Origin of the sequence: Methylobacter luteus IMV-B-3098 (assembly GCF_000427625.1) — a bacterium.
Lineage (GTDB): Bacteria > Pseudomonadota > Gammaproteobacteria > Methylococcales > Methylomonadaceae > Methylobacter > Methylobacter luteus.
In genome coordinates this window covers 3,429,860-3,445,782 of the sequence record NZ_KE386569.1, presented here as the reverse complement: position 1 = coordinate 3,445,782, position 15,923 = coordinate 3,429,860, and the positions used below count along the sequence as shown (strand labels likewise).

Annotated in this window: 16 protein-coding genes; 11 read left to right on the top strand and 5 right to left on the bottom strand. The window is 51.8% G+C overall.

What is annotated here, in order from left to right:
* Nucleotides 1-213: 213 nt before the first annotated feature.
* The 5 genes from METLU_RS28775 to METLU_RS0118260 all read left to right on the top strand — a co-directional run bounded on the left by METLU_RS28775 (nucleotide 214) and on the right by METLU_RS0118260 (nucleotide 5,017).
* Complete coding sequence (locus METLU_RS28775; protein WP_155920627.1) at nucleotides 214-474, top strand: hypothetical protein; 261 nt, start codon at nucleotides 214-216, stop codon at nucleotides 472-474.
* Nucleotides 475-796: 322 nt separating this feature from the next.
* On the top strand, nucleotides 797-1,540 hold the full coding sequence (locus METLU_RS25805) for a hypothetical protein (protein WP_155920625.1): 744 nt from the start codon (nucleotides 797-799) through the stop codon (nucleotides 1,538-1,540).
* A gap of 114 nt (nucleotides 1,541-1,654) precedes the next feature.
* Nucleotides 1,655-2,185: a hypothetical protein gene (locus METLU_RS28060; RefSeq protein WP_155920623.1), complete on the top strand. Its 531-nt coding sequence runs from the start codon at nucleotides 1,655-1,657 to the stop codon at nucleotides 2,183-2,185.
* A gap of 135 nt (nucleotides 2,186-2,320) precedes the next feature.
* Entirely contained in the window at nucleotides 2,321-2,995 is a 675-nt protein-coding gene (locus tag METLU_RS26895; RefSeq protein ID WP_027159488.1) for an ankyrin repeat domain-containing protein, read from the top strand.
* A gap of 276 nt (nucleotides 2,996-3,271) precedes the next feature.
* Nucleotides 3,272-5,017, top strand: coding sequence for a DUF3592 domain-containing protein (locus METLU_RS0118260; RefSeq protein WP_027159487.1), 1,746 nt, complete (start codon nucleotides 3,272-3,274; stop codon nucleotides 5,015-5,017).
* 123 nt (nucleotides 5,018-5,140) lie between these two features.
* Here METLU_RS0118260 and METLU_RS0118255 read toward each other — a convergent pair whose 3' ends face one another.
* Nucleotides 5,141-5,485 carry a DUF2956 domain-containing protein gene (locus tag METLU_RS0118255; RefSeq protein ID WP_027159486.1) on the bottom strand — a complete coding sequence of 115 codons (345 nt, stop codon included), beginning with the start codon at nucleotides 5,483-5,485 and terminating at the stop codon, nucleotides 5,141-5,143.
* 304 nt (nucleotides 5,486-5,789) lie between these two features.
* On the opposite strand from METLU_RS0118255, the gene METLU_RS0118250 reads away from it, so the two are divergent.
* From METLU_RS0118250 to creC, 4 genes are all read left to right on the top strand, one after another.
* Complete coding sequence (locus tag METLU_RS0118250; protein ID WP_231383648.1) at nucleotides 5,790-6,941, top strand: M20 metallopeptidase family protein; 1,152 nt, start codon at nucleotides 5,790-5,792, stop codon at nucleotides 6,939-6,941.
* Nucleotides 6,934-8,085, top strand: a complete 1,152-nt coding sequence (locus tag METLU_RS0118245) for a carboxylate-amine ligase (protein ID WP_081679135.1) — start codon at nucleotides 6,934-6,936, stop codon at nucleotides 8,083-8,085. The genes METLU_RS0118250 and METLU_RS0118245 overlap by 8 nt, the downstream gene beginning before the upstream one ends.
* Nucleotides 8,086-8,418: 333 nt before the next feature.
* On the top strand, nucleotides 8,419-9,111 hold the full coding sequence (gene creB / locus METLU_RS0118240) for a two-component system response regulator CreB (RefSeq protein WP_027159483.1): 693 nt from the start codon (nucleotides 8,419-8,421) through the stop codon (nucleotides 9,109-9,111).
* Complete coding sequence (gene creC, locus METLU_RS0118235; protein ID WP_027159482.1) at nucleotides 9,108-10,553, top strand: two-component system sensor histidine kinase CreC; 1,446 nt, start codon at nucleotides 9,108-9,110, stop codon at nucleotides 10,551-10,553. The genes creB and creC overlap by 4 nt, the downstream gene beginning before the upstream one ends.
* Before the next feature lie 463 nt (nucleotides 10,554-11,016).
* Here creC and brnA read toward each other — a convergent pair whose 3' ends face one another.
* The 4 genes from brnA to METLU_RS0118215 all read right to left on the bottom strand — a co-directional run bounded on the left by brnA (nucleotide 11,017) and on the right by METLU_RS0118215 (nucleotide 12,638).
* On the bottom strand, nucleotides 11,017-11,271 hold the full coding sequence (gene brnA / locus METLU_RS0118230) for a type II toxin-antitoxin system BrnA family antitoxin (protein WP_027159481.1): 255 nt from the start codon (nucleotides 11,269-11,271) through the stop codon (nucleotides 11,017-11,019).
* Entirely contained in the window at nucleotides 11,261-11,524 is a 264-nt protein-coding gene (locus METLU_RS0118225) for a BrnT family toxin (RefSeq protein ID WP_027159480.1), read from the bottom strand. The genes brnA and METLU_RS0118225 overlap by 11 nt, the downstream gene beginning before the upstream one ends.
* Before the next feature lie 417 nt (nucleotides 11,525-11,941).
* Nucleotides 11,942-12,301 (bottom strand): hypothetical protein, encoded by a 360-nt coding sequence (locus METLU_RS0118220; RefSeq protein ID WP_027159479.1) that lies wholly within the window; start codon nucleotides 12,299-12,301, stop codon nucleotides 11,942-11,944.
* Nucleotides 12,294-12,638: a DUF6864 domain-containing function gene (locus METLU_RS0118215; RefSeq protein ID WP_027159478.1), complete on the bottom strand. Its 345-nt coding sequence runs from the start codon at nucleotides 12,636-12,638 to the stop codon at nucleotides 12,294-12,296. Before METLU_RS0118215 ends, METLU_RS0118220 begins: the two co-directional genes overlap by 8 nt.
* A gap of 505 nt (nucleotides 12,639-13,143) precedes the next feature.
* Between METLU_RS0118215 and METLU_RS0118210 the strand changes: the two genes are divergently transcribed.
* Nucleotides 13,144-15,138, top strand: coding sequence for a VIT domain-containing protein (locus METLU_RS0118210; protein ID WP_027159477.1), 1,995 nt, complete (start codon nucleotides 13,144-13,146; stop codon nucleotides 15,136-15,138).
* The gene (xrtK, locus tag METLU_RS0118205; RefSeq protein ID WP_027159476.1) at nucleotides 15,131-15,862 is read left to right on the top strand and encodes an exosortase K; all 732 of its coding nucleotides are present in this window, start codon (nucleotides 15,131-15,133) and stop codon (nucleotides 15,860-15,862) included. The genes METLU_RS0118210 and xrtK overlap by 8 nt, the downstream gene beginning before the upstream one ends.
* Nucleotides 15,863-15,923 lie beyond the last annotated feature (61 nt).

Below are 15,923 nucleotides of genomic sequence, written 5' to 3'. Positions count from 1 at the left end.
TAATTAGACTATAGTTTCTTTAAACAAATCTTATCCTGCACTTGATCCAGTAATTTCTGGCCTGAAAAGATGTCGTGCTTATTGCAGACTGGTCGCGTTGAGTCGTATTTAATTATTATTAACAAAGACATAGTTTCAATTAAGAATGATTATACGACACTTGAGACAGATTATTGGGTAAACAATGTCGTGTATATCATGTTAGGTGTATTCATGTCCGAGCTTGTTACATACAACAAATATTGGCTTATTTGGCTGATAACATTCGTTATCGGTGTGGTATCAGTAACTTTCATTGAATGGCTACCCAATGGGCACAATCTCAGGATTAATTCGGCGCCTGGGGCAGTGGCAGGCGCGAGCCTTTTTATCGCCACAGTTCTCACCTCAGACAAAGAGCTAAAATATAAAATTTCTGCCAGTGAAAAATTGGGCAGATCATTTGTTGGCAGTCTTGCCACGAGCATAAACTAATGGTTACACCTAACGCCTCAGTTAACCGAACACCCAAAAGCTACACTTTTGGGTTCACTCGCCTCTGGCTCGGTACCGGTTACTTTAACTGTTAGGAGTTTCGTATGAGAGTGTGAAAGTATTATTCCTGCCAAGTTAAAAAGTGATTCACCACAGAGAGCACAGAGGACACAGAGAAAATAATGTTAATTAATTCAATGCATTAAAAACTCTGTGCTCTCTGTGTCCTCTGTGGTTAGTTATTAATTGGGCTAAAAAATGAATTCTTTCACAGTCTCGTATGCTTGCACCATTTTTTCTCTTCCAATTTGGAGCTATAAAAATGTCTAAGAAAATATTTGACAAGTTGCCGGATTCAAAATCATCTGAGCAAAACACACTTCAATTAGACCCAAAAACGGAGGCTTTGATTCACGCAATTCGAGAACGAAGCCAGGAAGATCCTTTGATTGGCGCGAAGCTAGGCGCAAAAGAGGTTTTCCAGCTCCTGCTCAATGGCATGAAAAGCGAGAAGGGAGTACATATCGAGTCCCTCCTCTGCGCTCTGGGTGCTTTAGCCGGCTACTCGTGCCAAGCCAGTCTTCGGGCTCAAGCCCTGGCGAAGGGCTTGCCCGAAACAGCCGCATTTCAAATCCTTGATTCTAAAGATGGCAAACGGTACTTTTTTGGCGACCCATTAAACAATGCCCTTGCAGGCTCTCAGTATTCAGTTTGGGGCTTGGCCGGTGGAGCGGCGCAACATGCAGGCGCCAAACAACTGCCTGACCTCAATGAAATTTTTCAACACACATCATCCGTGTTGGGCGGCGACCAGTTCGGCATTCCTCGCGTCCCTGAAAACCATAGGGCGAGTGACACCCCCATTAGCTACTTGGCTATTTGGCCGGCGCTATTTCCAACCGTGAAGCTGTTCTGCCCGAATCCGGCCGACTGGCCAATTCTTTATGGTCTTGCAATTCAGGAAGCCATTGAAGCAGGGAAGAGCGTCATTGATCCAGCCTTGGCGTTAAAGATCGTCATGGAAAGCGCCATCCCAATGTCTAAGGTTGATCTTGCTAACCCCTAACATCTCGTTCCAAGGGGCCGCCGGCAAGCAGCGCTTGCTGGTACTCTCCGGTTTCTATCTCCGGCGGTCCCTGAACTCAACATTAGGCATATAAAAATTGGAGAAATATTAGATATGTCAGTTCGATCGGTACGTTATGACAGGGCCGGCCACTTTTCAATCTTATGTTTATTTTCTTCTTTAACAAATGCGTCAGACTTCTATTCTCATTGCCATCCGGATGAAGTTACGTACTTTTCATGTTCAATTGAAGGCATAAACGAGGTAGCATCTCTATGTTCCAATGAAAGCGATGGCAATGAAACGTTACAATTCAGATTAGGAAAAAAAGGGAAACCTAGCGTTATATATCCAAGCGATAAAGGTGGGGCATTATCAGATTTCAGTAGCCAGAGTAATTATCATCACAATCCCATTGATGATAGTAAAGATATATTTAATTATGAAATTTCATTTTATTCGCAAAATAAAATGTACATTCTCAGAACCTCAGGGGGAGGCGATGAGCAATTGTTTACAGGAATAGATATAAAGAATGGTAATGGTTCATGGCAGGAATGGGCAGAAGGCGGCTGGACTACATACTCTTGTTCTGTTGGCAGTTATGAAGGAAACCCGGGTGACATAGCAAGACGGCTTGAATGAACCGGCGAGGTCATGTTTTCAGCTTAGCCGGCTTGAACCTAATACCAGCCGAAGAAGTGTATTCTGCTTGCCAGGCTGGATTGCAAGCCCTGATCCCGCTGCAGCCAGCCAGTTATATCAAACGTTAGCTTCTATATGATGCAACCCGCCCGAAAATTTATCGATACAGTTTACCTTGAGAGTAAAGATCACGTACTGTCCATCCTTTCAGAGGCGCCAGAATTGGCAACCGTGTCAGATGGTGAAGGCTATACACCCTTAATGGCAGCTGTTGCGCAAGAGGGACGCGATTCGGATATCGTACGGCGCCTGCTGGAGTGCGGGGCCAATGCCAATGCAAGGACATCGGATGGATATACTGCATTGCATATGTTTTACGAACCGTATTACCAGCACGATGAATCTTCAACATTTGAAATTGCGCGGCTTTTGAAAGACGCGGGGGCGAAATTGGAGGTCAGAACACATTGGAGTTGGACTCCGCTCATGGCAGTGGCGGCAGAAGGATCAGACCTCGAATTCCGCGCTCTGTTATCTATAGGTTGTAATCCGTATGTGCGTTACGGTAAAACTTCATTCCCCGTATTTGTGAGAGACCGTTCATTAGCGGAAGTGACTGTCTCTGAACCTGATATGGTCAAGTCCTTAATAAACTACAGGTACGAATATAATCCAACGATTTTGCAATATTGCGAAGAACGAATATCCGAAGCGAAGTCAGCATACGATGAGGGATTAATACAAGATCGGTGCCTAATCTCTGATTTAGAGTTGAGTTATTCTCTAATACAGAAGTCCCTCAGAAGCTAACATTGCGGATGGAGGCGATCTTACAAAACCTGCCCCGTAAACCCGATTCTATCAGATCACTTCAAGCCAAATACCGCAGCAAACAGGAATTCTCCATAAGTTTGCATGAGTCCGTTTTTCATGAGCTTTCATCCATAGTTAGCACATTACGCCACATCTACTAAAATATTACCATGCGTGGCAAACCCGCCCTGACCCGCAAGAAACGCCGAGACCAGACAAAGCCTGGCGCCCAGACATTCATTTATCCCATCAGCGGCTATTTGGAGCACAACCATGCCCTCTACCGTCAAAACCGAAAGAAGTTGGCTTCTCGCCCTGTTCGGGCTGCCGTTTTTCTGTATCGGCGCAGGCTTCCTGCTGTTCTCCATCGCGCCGGCGCTGTACGACGCTCTGCGCATGGCTTCCTGGTCGGAAACACCGGGCACCTTACTGCAAGCGCAGCTCGTCACCAACCATTCCAGCAAGTCCACAACCTATCGGGTAGAAGCCGAATACCGTTATGACGTCGACGGGCGTAACTATCGCGGCAGCCGCGTCGCCATCGGCACAAGCGCCGACAACGTCGGCGATTTTCAGCAAACGCTGGGGAACCGTTTAGACAATGCCTATCAAACCGGCCAAACGGTCAGTGTCTGGTACGATCCGGCAAGTCCGAATGATGCGGTGTTGAATCGCGACATCCGCTGGGGTTTGCTCGGTTTCAAATTGATTTTCGTCATCGCCTTCGGCGGCATCGGTTTTACGATGATCTATTTCGGTCTGCGCGGCACAAAAGCCACCATTACATCGGCAAGCGGCACGCAACCCTGGTTACATCGGCCCGAATGGCAAGGCGGTGTCATCCGTTCCGGTGGGAAAACCGGCATGTACTTCGCCTGGGGCTTCGCCGTACTCTGGAATCTGCTCAGCGCCCCGGCTACTTTTGCGGTCACGGACATCTGGCGCGAAAAAGGCGCGATTGCGCTGCTGGTGCTGGCATTCCCGTGCGTCGGTTTGGGTCTGTTGTTTTGGGCGGGCAAGATCACGCTGGAATGGAAACGCTTCGGTGCGACGCCAATGACCATGGATCCGTTCCCCGGCGCGATCGGCGGTGACGTCGGCGGCGAGATACTCGTCAATATTCCTTATCAACCGTCCACGGCCTTCGAAGTGACACTGAGCTGCATCAACAGCCATATATCGGGCAGCGGAAAAAACCGTTCGCGCAGCGAAAAAGTCATCTGGCAGCACAAAGGCTATGCCGAGGTCCAGCCGGCGATGCGCGGCGTCCGCCTGCAATTCCGCTTCGAAGTGCCGGACGGCCTGCCTGAAAGCGAAGAACCCAGCAACAATTACCATTTGTGGCGGCTCAACGTCCACGGCGACATGCCCGGCGTGGATTTGCAACGCAGCTTCGAAATTCCCGTCTACCCCGGCAGAGAAAAATCCCGGCACATTGCCACCCTATCCTCGCAGCACCTGCCGTATGGGCACGTGCAACCCGACGCCGTCACATTGTTGCCGTTAACCCAAATCGGCAACCGCGTCGACATCCACTACCCGATGTTGCGCAAGCCGCTGAACGCGCTCGGCCTCATCCTGTTCGGCGGCATCTTCAACGGCAGCGGCGCGTTTTTATGGCATCGGGCCGTGCAGGATGGCTTCCCGCTGTATATCATGAGCAGTATTTTTCATTTCGTCGGTGGCCTGATCGTGCTGTGGGGCTTGTACGCGCTGTTCAATTCGCTGCACGTCCAATTCGACGGCCGTTCGCTCACCGCCGTGCGCCGAATCCTCGGCATCCAGGTCGGCAATAAGACCGTCACCTACCCGCTGATCCATGCTATAGAAATCAAGCATAACGGCAGCTACCAGTCCGGCAACACCCATCACATCAATTACCAGGTCATCGCCAAAACCGCCTCGGGCAACATCATTTTGGCCGAAGAACTGAATTCGCATAGCAAGGCGGAGCGGGTGGTGGAGTATTTTGAAGAGTTGACGAATTCGGCGGAGAAACAAGTAGTATCCGCCGCATAAAGGCCATTGTGCGGCGGAATTCATCTCACGATTCCGTCCTGTGTTCCGGTATTTGGGGATAGCAAAAGCAGAGGCCTTTACCGACATCAAGCGGTATCCCCGCGCAGTTAACTGCAATGGATGTTATTGGCCTTGGGAAACGAAAAAATAAACGCCCCAGCCTAACCAGCTCAAAGCCAGCAGAAGCCAGGGCAGCCAATGTTGCCGGTAAACGATCCGTTCCGTGATTTCCTGATCCTCCGGTTCGGCAGAGCTCTGCTGCTGGCTTGAAGCTCTCTTGAGTTTCCGGCTCAACTCCCTCGCCTTTTCCTTTTGCTGCTTCTTATAAAGAGCAATGCCTTTTTCAATGCCCTGGGCGATCAGTTTGGTTTGTTCCTTGGTTTGTCCGGGACGCTGCGTTGCCCTGGCGATTTTCAACGCTTCCGACTGGGTTTCCGGCGATGGTTTTTGGTAAACATTTTTGGCCATGTTGTGTATTTCAGTAGTGTTTTTTCTAATTCGCGTACTCAGCGCGCTAAGGCTGGCTGACGAAGGAAGCCTAACATTCGCAATTGATGCGCTTAGTGCTTCTCCGCATCCTACGAGTTCCTGGGATCATTTGCAATCACACCGTACCTCAAACCGGGCGTGGCATTCATCGCAGCCGCAATGTTTATGCAATATTGGCCAACATTTAAACGTTAGCGGAATCTTACACGACGAACCGAATCAAATGTAACAATAGCCGTTTCCGAATAATAAAGCAGTGTGAGGGGTTATGAGCAGGCAGGCATTGACCGAGTTGATATTTCCCCGAATGGTGGAACTGCGCAGGACCTTCCATCGCTATCCGGAGCTGGCGTTTGAGGAAGAGAGAACCGCTTCGGTCATCATGGAGGAACTGCGGCGCCTGGATATTCCTTTCGAATATGGCGGGGTGGGCGGCGGCATTGTCGGCAGGATCACCGGCCAGGATGATGGCCCGACAATCGCGTTGCGGGCCGATATGGACGGTCTTCCCGGCGACGAAACGACCGGTCTGCCTTTTGCTTCCGTCAATCCGGGCAAGATGCATGCGTGCGGGCACGATGGCCACATGGCCATGCTCCTGGGAGCTGCGGCCATGCTCAAGCAGAATCCGCCGCCAGGCCACGTGGTGCTGATTTTTCAGCCGGCCGAAGAGCGGGGGGCCGGGGCTAGGGTGATGATCCAGTCCGGGGCTCTCGATCGCGTAAAGGCGATCTTTGGCGGTCATGTGATGCGTCAGTTCAGGGTAGGTGAGATCATGGTCGCCCATGGTGTCATTACCGCCCAGTCCGATAGGTTCACCATCCGGGTACGAGGCCGCGGGGGACACGGTGCAAGACCCCATGAGGCCGTCGATGCCGTGGTCGTCGCCGGTCTGTTGATCATGGCGGTGCAGACCCTGGTTTCACGGGAAATCAACCCGTTTCATCCTTCGGTGGTGACCATCGGCCAGGTACAGGCCGGTACGGCGCCCAATGTCATTGCGGAGCATGCCGTCCTGCAGGGAACGATTCGAACCACCCAGCGCAAAGTGAGAAAGCAAATCATCGAGGGCCTCAACCGCATGGCGAAAGCGACCGGCGTCTTGCATAACGCAGTCGTCGATGTGGAGGTTGCGGAAGGTTACCCGCCCGTGGTTAATACCGAACAGGAGGCGGAGATCGCCAGACTCGCGGCGCTTAAGGTGGTCGGGCAGCAGGGACTGGTCCCCCTTGATTATCCCAGCATGGGAGCGGAAGATTTCGCTTACTATCTTGAGCAGATTCCGGGCTGTTATGTCCGGTTCGGCGCCCGGCGAGAAGGCTGGGAGAACATTCCCTTGCATAGTCCGGCCTTCGATTTTGATGAAGAAGCCTTGAAGGTCGGAGCCGCCTTCTTCAACGAGGTCGCAAGAGAAGCGATCAGAGTTTATGCCTGACATGCCTGAGCACGAGATTCATCCCTACATCGAATTCAAGGCATGCCCCGATGCCACGTTGGGTATGGAAATCGAGTTCCAACTGCTGAATCCTGTTACACTGGATTTGACGGATGGCATATCAGTCCTGCTGAACAGCTATCCCGAAACGCCGGAAATCAAGCCGGAGTTGACCCAGTGTTCCGTTGAGATCAACTCGAAGGTCTGCGCAAACATCCGGGAGCTGGAAGCGGATGTGATTTCGCTGGTCAGGACGTTGAAGGGACGCTGTGAGTCTTTAGGCATGGCCCTTTGTACCGCCGGCACCCATCCTTTCAGCCAGCGTCCGGTCCGCATCACCCCGCGGCCGCGTTATCTCGCCATCGAGAAGAGAATGGCGTACCTGTCGCACCGCCTGAAAACCTTCGCCCTGCATGTCCATGTAGGGATGCCTTCCGGCGATGCGGCGCTTGCCGTCATGACCCTGCTCAAGCCCTATTTGCCTATCTTGCTGGCGTTATCGGCCAGTTCACCCTTTTGGGAAGGAGAAGACACCAATTTTGCCTCTTTCCGTCAGCGATTCCTGGCGATAATGAAAGATTACGGCGTGCCGCCCAGTTTCAGTGCCTGGAGCGATTTTGCCGAATTCTTCCAAAATACCCGTACGGCCGGACTGAGCGCCATCTGTCGCGATCTCCACTGGGATTTGCGCCCCTCCCCCGGTTTCGGCACCCTTGAAGTCAGGGTGATGGATGCGCTGCCTACAGTCCGCGAGAATATAATGATGGCGGCGCTGGTCTACACCCTGATCGTCTATCTCCTGCGTTGCCACGAACAGGGAGCATGTGGCCATCTTCCCCCGCATCATTGGTGGATGGAAAAAATGAATCATTTCAACGCATCCTGCCAGGGACTGGAGGCCGACTATATCTTCGATGGCCAGGGCCACAGCAGTCCTCTCAGGGAAGTGATTCTGGAAACTTTCCAAAAGCTGACCCCAACCGCTCTTGAACTGGGAACCACGGCTTACTTGCAGCATCTGGAAAGCCATCTTGTCAAGCAACCCAGCTATCTTCGCCAACGGCGGCTTTTTCAGGAGACCGGCTCCTTAAAAATCCTGGTCGCCACGCTGGTCAGGGAATTGGAGGAGGATCTAGCCGTTTAGTAATGAGCACGGAATAAATCAGGAATTTGCAGGTGCGAATTCATTCGCACACTTCCTGCGGGACCGGGTTTTACAGCCCCGTCCCAAGCGTTTGATGCGGCCATTACCTTCATGCTTTGGGCTATACTGCTGATTTGGAGCGATTTGCCTTGTTAAGTGTAGCCACTTGGCTCAGACAATAGATAAACGTTAGGGACGGGATGCATATCGTCCCGCGCAAGATCCTGATTTTCTCAGACCATGCCAAGCCGATGACGTAGCGAATGGAAAACCCTGCATTAATTTTGGTTATAATCGACCCTTTCCAGCTTTCGCCCCTACTGACCCAATGATATGTCCGCGGTACTGATAATTGAAAACGAACCCGTCATCGCGGAAACGATCTGTTACGCGTTGAATACGGATGGTTTTAAAACGCATTGGTGCGCTACCGGCGCCGATGGCATACAGCAAGCGTTAGCGCTGCGCCCGCAGTTGATAATTCTGGACATCGGCCTGCCGGATATGAACGGCTTCGATGTCCTGAGATCGCTGCAAGCCAGACTGGCCGCACCGCCGCCGGTGATTTTCCTGACCGCGCGCACCGAGGAGATCGACCGGGTTGTCGGCCTGGAGCTGGGCGCCGATGACTATATCGGCAAACCGTTCAGTCCACGCGAACTCAATGCCCGGGTCAGGGCCGTATTGCGCCGCAGCCAGCCGAAACCGGAAGCGCCGCCATCGATTGCCGCCACCGAGCGTTTCCGGATTATTCCCGAACAGTATGAAATCCATTATTACGGCATCCCTCTCGATTTAACGCTGCAGGAGTACCGGCTCCTGCATACTTTCATCAATCAGCCGCAGCGGGTCTTTACCCGGGAAGCGCTGCTGGCGCATTGCTGGGACGCGCCGGAGCATCGCCTGGACCGGGCCATCGACACGCATATCAAAACCCTGCGAGCCAAACTGCATGCCATCCGTCCCGATGAAGACCCCATTCGCACCTTGCGCGGCATCGGCTATGCCTTGAATCCGCCGGCATGACGGTCAGGACCCGCATACTGCTGATATTTCTGGTCACGCTGGGCAGCGGTTTTTTTGTGCTTGAGCGCTGGCTCAGCCTGGAGCTGCGGCCGCGTTATTATCAATCGTTCGAAGAGCCGTTAGTGGACATGGCCAACATTCTGGCCGAAATCGCCGCGCCTGAATTCAATCAGGCCGCGCCGCGCTTTGACAAACTGCAGGCCGCGTTAACCCATGTTTATGCGCGGCAGGTCAACGCCGATATTTACGGCCTGAAAAAAAACGATGTCGATATCCGCATCTACATTACCGATAGGGCCGGTACAGTATTATTCGATTCATACCAACTCGATGTCGGTAAGAATTTTGCCGGCTGGCGCGACGTGTCCAGGACTTTACAAGGCCAATATGGCGCCCGTTCGTCGCCGAATGACAAGCGCATGCATGGGATCGAACAACGCGAGAGCAATTCCATCGCCTACATTGCCGCACCGATTTATCGCGGCAATGACATCATCGGCGTACTCAGCGTCGGTAAGCCTAAGGTCACCGTGTCGCATTTTATTATGGCCGCCCGCGAGGATTTATTATGGACGGTCCTGGGCGTCACCGTGCTGGTGATTGCCATCGCCACCATGCTCTATCTTTGGGTAAGCCGTCCGCTTTATCAGGCGGCCCAATTTGCCGAACGCATCGCCGCGGGCGAGCCGGTTAGCGTTCCCGATCTGGGCCGCAATGAAATCGGCACGGTCGTCAATGCCATCGATGCCATGCGCAAAGCCCTCGACGGCAAGAACTATATCGAAAAGTACACGCAAACCCTGGCGCATGAATTAAAAAGTCCGTTAACGTCGATCAAGGCGTCGGCGGAATTATTGCTGGAAGAGATGCCTGCCGCCCAGCGCCAGCGGTTCATTCAAAACATTCAGTCCGAAAACGACCGGGCGTTAAATCTCATTCAGCGCCTGCTGGAACTGGCGGCGCTGGAAAACCGGCAAGGCTCGATTGAAGCGCAAACGGTTCCGCTTGCCGAACTGCTGGATGAAATCGGCGGTTCCTTGCAGGGCACGCTGGAGCGGCGCTCAGTCAGTTTAAACCTCGATAATCCGATAACGTTCAGCGTGCAGGGCGAGCGCTTTTTGATTCGTCAGGCCTTGTTCAATGCGATCGACAACGCCATCGATTTTTCGCCCGATGCCGGGCGCATCCATATTAGCGGCTATGCCGACGAGGACTGGCTAGTGGTGTCCATTCGCGATCATGGCACGGGCATACCGGACTATGCCAGGGAACGCATTTTCGAGCGTTTTTATTCCCTGCCCCGCCCTGCTAATCGCGGACGAAGTTCAGGATTAGGGTTGAACTTTGTGAAGGAAGTGATGGAACTGCATCAGGGCCGGGTGGAACTGGTTTCGCATGATAACGGCACGGAAGCGCGGCTCAAGTTTCCGCAAAGAGGATGAGCGACGACTTAACCCGGCTCGGTAGGATGCGGTGAGGCGCGAACCGCATCGATCGAGTTAGGATAAGCATGATGATCATCCGTATTCCCCAACGGCATGTGTAATGCTTGGCTTAGTGGTTCGATTTGACGGCTAAAGCCTATGCTCGACATAACGGTGAAAGGTTGAACGAGACTAATCGGCCATCTGTTCAACCAAGCCGTGTTTTAGGGTTGATAGGGCAGTAATCGACATGGCCGCATAGTCTTCGTCATCCCGAACCACATGTTCCCAAAAACGGCGGTACCAAATGCCCCTTTCGCTACATGCGATACGGACATACGGAACGCCATTCGGTAATCGGCAGGCATGCGGCGCAATACGCTAGCGCTATTGCGCCCTACGGTTTGTGCGCCTTACCGCGTTGGAAACATTAATAGTTGTTTAAACCAATCATCAGTCATTGAATAGCATAACGCTGCATTCAGCGGCTTGTCCGCTGTAATGCTTTGTTAGCAGCCAGTTGTTCAAGGCGCTCAGCCAACCAGACTTTTATTATGGATTGGCGTGTTACTCCGACGCGGCTTGCTTCTCTGTCCAATGACTCAAGCATCCAGGCAGGAAAATCGACATTAACCCTTTTTTGATCGTGCATAATTCTTTTGGCTTTAGATAAATCCAAGGAATCCAGGATGTCTTCCCCGTTATCAAATTTTTGGTCAAGCTCTTTAGCTTTCATATAGATCCACCTCTTCTTGCCGCGCTCGACGCACAGAAATAATTCTAATGTTTCCATCCCGGTATGTAATCACACCAGACCAGTGCTTTCCAGCAATCATGCCTATGATTAGCGCTCGGGGTTCATCAACAGTTTTTGCGGGTATTTCAAGAAGGTCTGGATCATCCCAAAGTTGCTGAGCGCCGACAAAATCAATTCCATGTTTCTCAAAGTTGGACCGGCTCTTATTTTCATCAAACTCGAATGTAATCATGGTATAGAAAATATACCAATATCACATTGCTTGCAAGTGGAATGGCGTGATAAGCGACTGACAAATAAGTATTTTATCTACCGTATGAGCATGACAGATAAATGCGTGTTGGACTAAGCCGCCCTGGATGTTTGGCTTAGCCCGTATTCTTTATTAATGGGGACTGTATTGTTTTCGATCAGGGCTGTCTAAAATTTATCGACTTTTTTGGGGACGTTAGGCTTGTTTGTAGCTGGCAGCTTAGCGTCTGCTTTGTCCTTCGAGGAAAGGATTTTTTCCATTTTGCTCGCTTCATCGGTGAGTTTTTTGATTTTTCGTTGCTTTCGATCGCACGGTATCCCAGACTTCTTTGGCGTCTGTAGGTAGGTTGTGCCGTACGTGGTACGGTTTGTGCGCCTTACCGCGTTGTTATAAACATTATTCGCCTTTCTTGATCTTTTCTACAATTTCCTCAATAGAAGGAGATTTAAAAAAGTACCAAAATGACTTTAGTAGCCATAAAGAAGATAGCACTAGAATAATTACAAATATCGCCTTCCACGTGTCTGCCGAGAAATAAGCTTCTTGAAAAGTGGTTGTTGTAAGAACAACAACCAAGGTAATAACAATACCTAAAGGAGCTATCCATTCCTTCTTTCTCTCCATGAGATGTAGGTGGTCCTTTAGAATTAACTTTAATTTGTCTGTGGTTATTTTAATTACTTCTTGACTTAAGTTGCTGTGAACGTATGTCACTTCAACAGTCTCAGGAATTAACTTACCTTGTGGTTCAGTCATTTTTGCTTCCCATGAGAACTTGAAAGGTCAAATTGTTCGTTCCTCCGATACAAAAATTGGCAGCTGTAAAAAATATTTTTTCACCTGAATGATATGTACCTAACTCTGCTGGTTTAGTGGTGCATGTACCAAGCCCGTTATCCCATTTTATTAGGGTAATTTCAGCGTAATCATTAATTGGTCTAATTGTTATTCCTTGTTCCTTGCCATTTGGATCAAAAATAACAACAATTTTAAGTTTCCAGCCTTTGAGGTTAAGGAACATCTCAACTTGCTCTCCTGCTGGGACTATAAAATCACCAGAATACAATAATTCTCGATTTCCAATTTTTTCCATTTGTACACACTTCATTTCATGCTTATAACAAGTGATTCTCTAGATCTGCATATTTTATATACTGGGCCACCGTATCAAAACAATTTTCTGAAAATGTTATGGCTCTAAACGGAATAACCTACGTAATTTTCACGATAACCAGATCCAGATAACTTCAATACTCATGTTTACAACTGCCTTGCCCAAGCCGCTCAGCGACAGATCGAAGTTAGACAATTAATTTCAGACTCAATCAGAGCTATTTCGAATGCAGAGAAATGACGGGGTCATCTCCTGCCCATACAAGTCGTTCATGGCGAAATATTCAGGTTAAGCAACATTGTAGGGGCGACTTCGCCTAGAGCGCCTACTTTTGGCAGTCGCCTTGGGCGAATTAATTCGCCCCCACAGGCGGGCACGGGCTTTACACATATTCCCCATCAAAAACACATGTTCGCCACATAAAAACCCCTTATCCGGTTTTTATACTCGTTTCATCCCAAACCACAGATGACGAGGAAAAACCATGTTCAAGCCCCTATCAATTATCATCCTGCTGTTCTGCATCGCCGCCGGCAGCCATGCCGGGACGACTTGCGACGACTGCACCGAAAGCCTTGCACCCAGATTATGGATACCGGACGGAGACCCTGCGACCGATGTGCTGCCGTTAAAAGCCAGCCATGCCGATATTCGCATCAACGGCCCGATTGCCGAAGTGACCGTCACCCAGCATTACAGCAACGCCGGCAAACGCGCGATCAATGCCCGTTATGTGTTTCCGGGCTCCACGCATTCCGCCGTGCATGGCCTGACGATGAAAATCGGCAACCGTATCGTCAAAGCCAAAATCAAGGAAAAAGCCCAGGCCGAGCATTTATTCGCCAAGGCGCAACAGGAAGGCAAGCGCGCCGCGCTGATGACCCAGCAGCGGCCGAATGTGTTCATGATGGATGTCGCCAATATCATGCCGGGCGACGACGTGGAGTTGAAGCTCACCTACAGCGAACTGCTGATTCCCGAACAAGGCGTTTACGAGCTGGTGTATCCGACCGTGGTCGGGCCGCGCTATGGCAGCGATCCGTTTCAGGTGGCGCGCGATGCCGCCTGGATCGCCAACCCTTACGCCAAGGATACCGGCGACGGCCGCAATCCGGCGGCGACCGAAACCCGCATCAATCTGAGCATCGACAGCCCCATCGCGCTTAAGGACCTGCAATCGGTTCAGCATGAAATCGAAACCCACTGGCAGAACGACAGATCGGCGACGGTCAGCCTGGCCGGTTCCGAAACGCAGCCGGGCAATCGGGATTTTATTCTGCGCTTTCGCCTGCAGGATGAGCAAATCGTCTCCGGCTTGATGACTTACAGCCAGGGCGCGGAAAATTACTTTCTGATGATGGCCGAACCGCCCGCCCGCGTGCAGTCCGGGCAAGTCATGAACCGTGAATATCTGTTCGTGGTGGACGTGTCCGGCTCGATGATCGGTTTCCCGCTCGATACGACCAAACAGTTGATGACCAGACTGCTGAGCGCACTGAAACCGACCGAATCGTTCAACATCCTGTTTTTTGCCGGCGATGCCCGTGTTTTGTCGCCGGAGCCGTTAACGGCAACGCCCAAGCACATTCAGCAGGCGCTCGGCATGATGTCGGCGTATACCGGCGGTGGCGGCACGGAACTGATCAATGCCCTGACCCAGGCGTATGCCATGCCGCGCAAGCCCGATGTGGCGCGCAGCCTGGTCGTGGTCACCGACGGGTTTGTGAGTGCCGAGCGCGAGGCCTACACGCTGATCGCCGACAATCTCAACGACAGCAATCTGTTTGCGTTCGGCATAGGCAGTTCGGTGAACCGCCATCTTATCGAATCCATGGCTAAAGCCGGCGCCGGTGAGCCGTTTATCGTCACCGGCGAAAAAGAGGTGGATGCGGTAAGCACGCGTTTTCGCCGCTATATTGAAGCGCCGTTGCTGAGCAATATTGCCGTGAGCGGTAAAGATGTCGAGATTTATGATCAGGAACCCAAAAACGTACCGCTCATGCTCGCGGAACGGCCCATCGTGATTTTCGGCAAATACCGCTCAACGAGCGATCAAGCCGTGATTGATCTGCACGGGCAAAGCGCGAACGGTGTGTATCATGTCGCGATGCCGCTGGCCGAGGCAAGCCATGACAGCCGCGCCGAACTGCTCCCCGTACTGTGGGCAAGAAACCGGTTGATGCATCTGGCGGACATGGCGGGCAACGAGATGGAATCGAATCGCGACGAGATTGTAAAGCTGGGCTTGGGCTATTCCCTGCTGACGCCGTACACCGCTTTCATTGCCGTGGATGAGGTCGTGGCCAATGCGGCAAAACAGGCTGAAAACGTACAGCAGCCTTTGCCTCTGCCGCAGGGCGTTTCCGAATACGCGCTGGCCTCGCAGCCCATGCCGGAACCCGAATTTTACTGGCTGATGGCCATGCTCATGGCGTTGATCGCCGCCAACTCGCTGCGTAAGAGCCAACCCCATGTTTAACAGCAAATTGAAAATGTTCAACCGTACGGCGGTCAATTGGGGGTTGACCGCCCTCATGGTCTTCGGCCTAAAACACTACTACAGCCAGGCCAGCGCCGACGAACTGCAATGGCTGCTATATCCCTTGGTTCTGTTGCTGGAACTGCTCAGCCCGCTGTCCTTTGAACCGCTGGCCGGCGGGGAATGGCTGGACGTGCGGCATCATATCCGCATCGTCAAGGCCTGTGCGGGTGGCAATTTTTTCATTATCTCGCTGGTCGGTTACTTGTGGTTGCTGCCGGACCGGCGACAACCCCTGAGCCGCATCGCCGTTGCGGTTCTGGCGGCCTGGCTGACTACCTTGTGCGCCAATAGCCTGCGGATTCTGCTCAGCGTTTATGCAGGCGCAGCGCTGTCCGACGGACTGGCCTTGCCGGCATCGGACAGCCATCGCCTCATCGGCATTTTGAGCTATTTCCTGAGTATCTGCCTGCAACTGAGCCTGGACCGGCGCCGCGATTGGTACGCGTCCGTGATGATTGCGGCATTGCTGTATTTAACCGTAACGCTACTGATTCCGCTGCTGCGCGGCTGGGTGGATGGCCGGAACACGCTGAATTCAGCGTACATCGTTTGGGTAACCGGCATTCCTTTGGGCCTGCTGGTATTGGCTTATGGCGCGAAGAGCGGCGGCCTTGCCGTTCGGGCAGCGGGGTTATTGCGGCTCAATCTGCCGAAGTCCTGAGACAGAATAAAGTTGCCGATGCCCGGAAACATTTCCTTTCTGTCTCCGTCATAGTTAAATC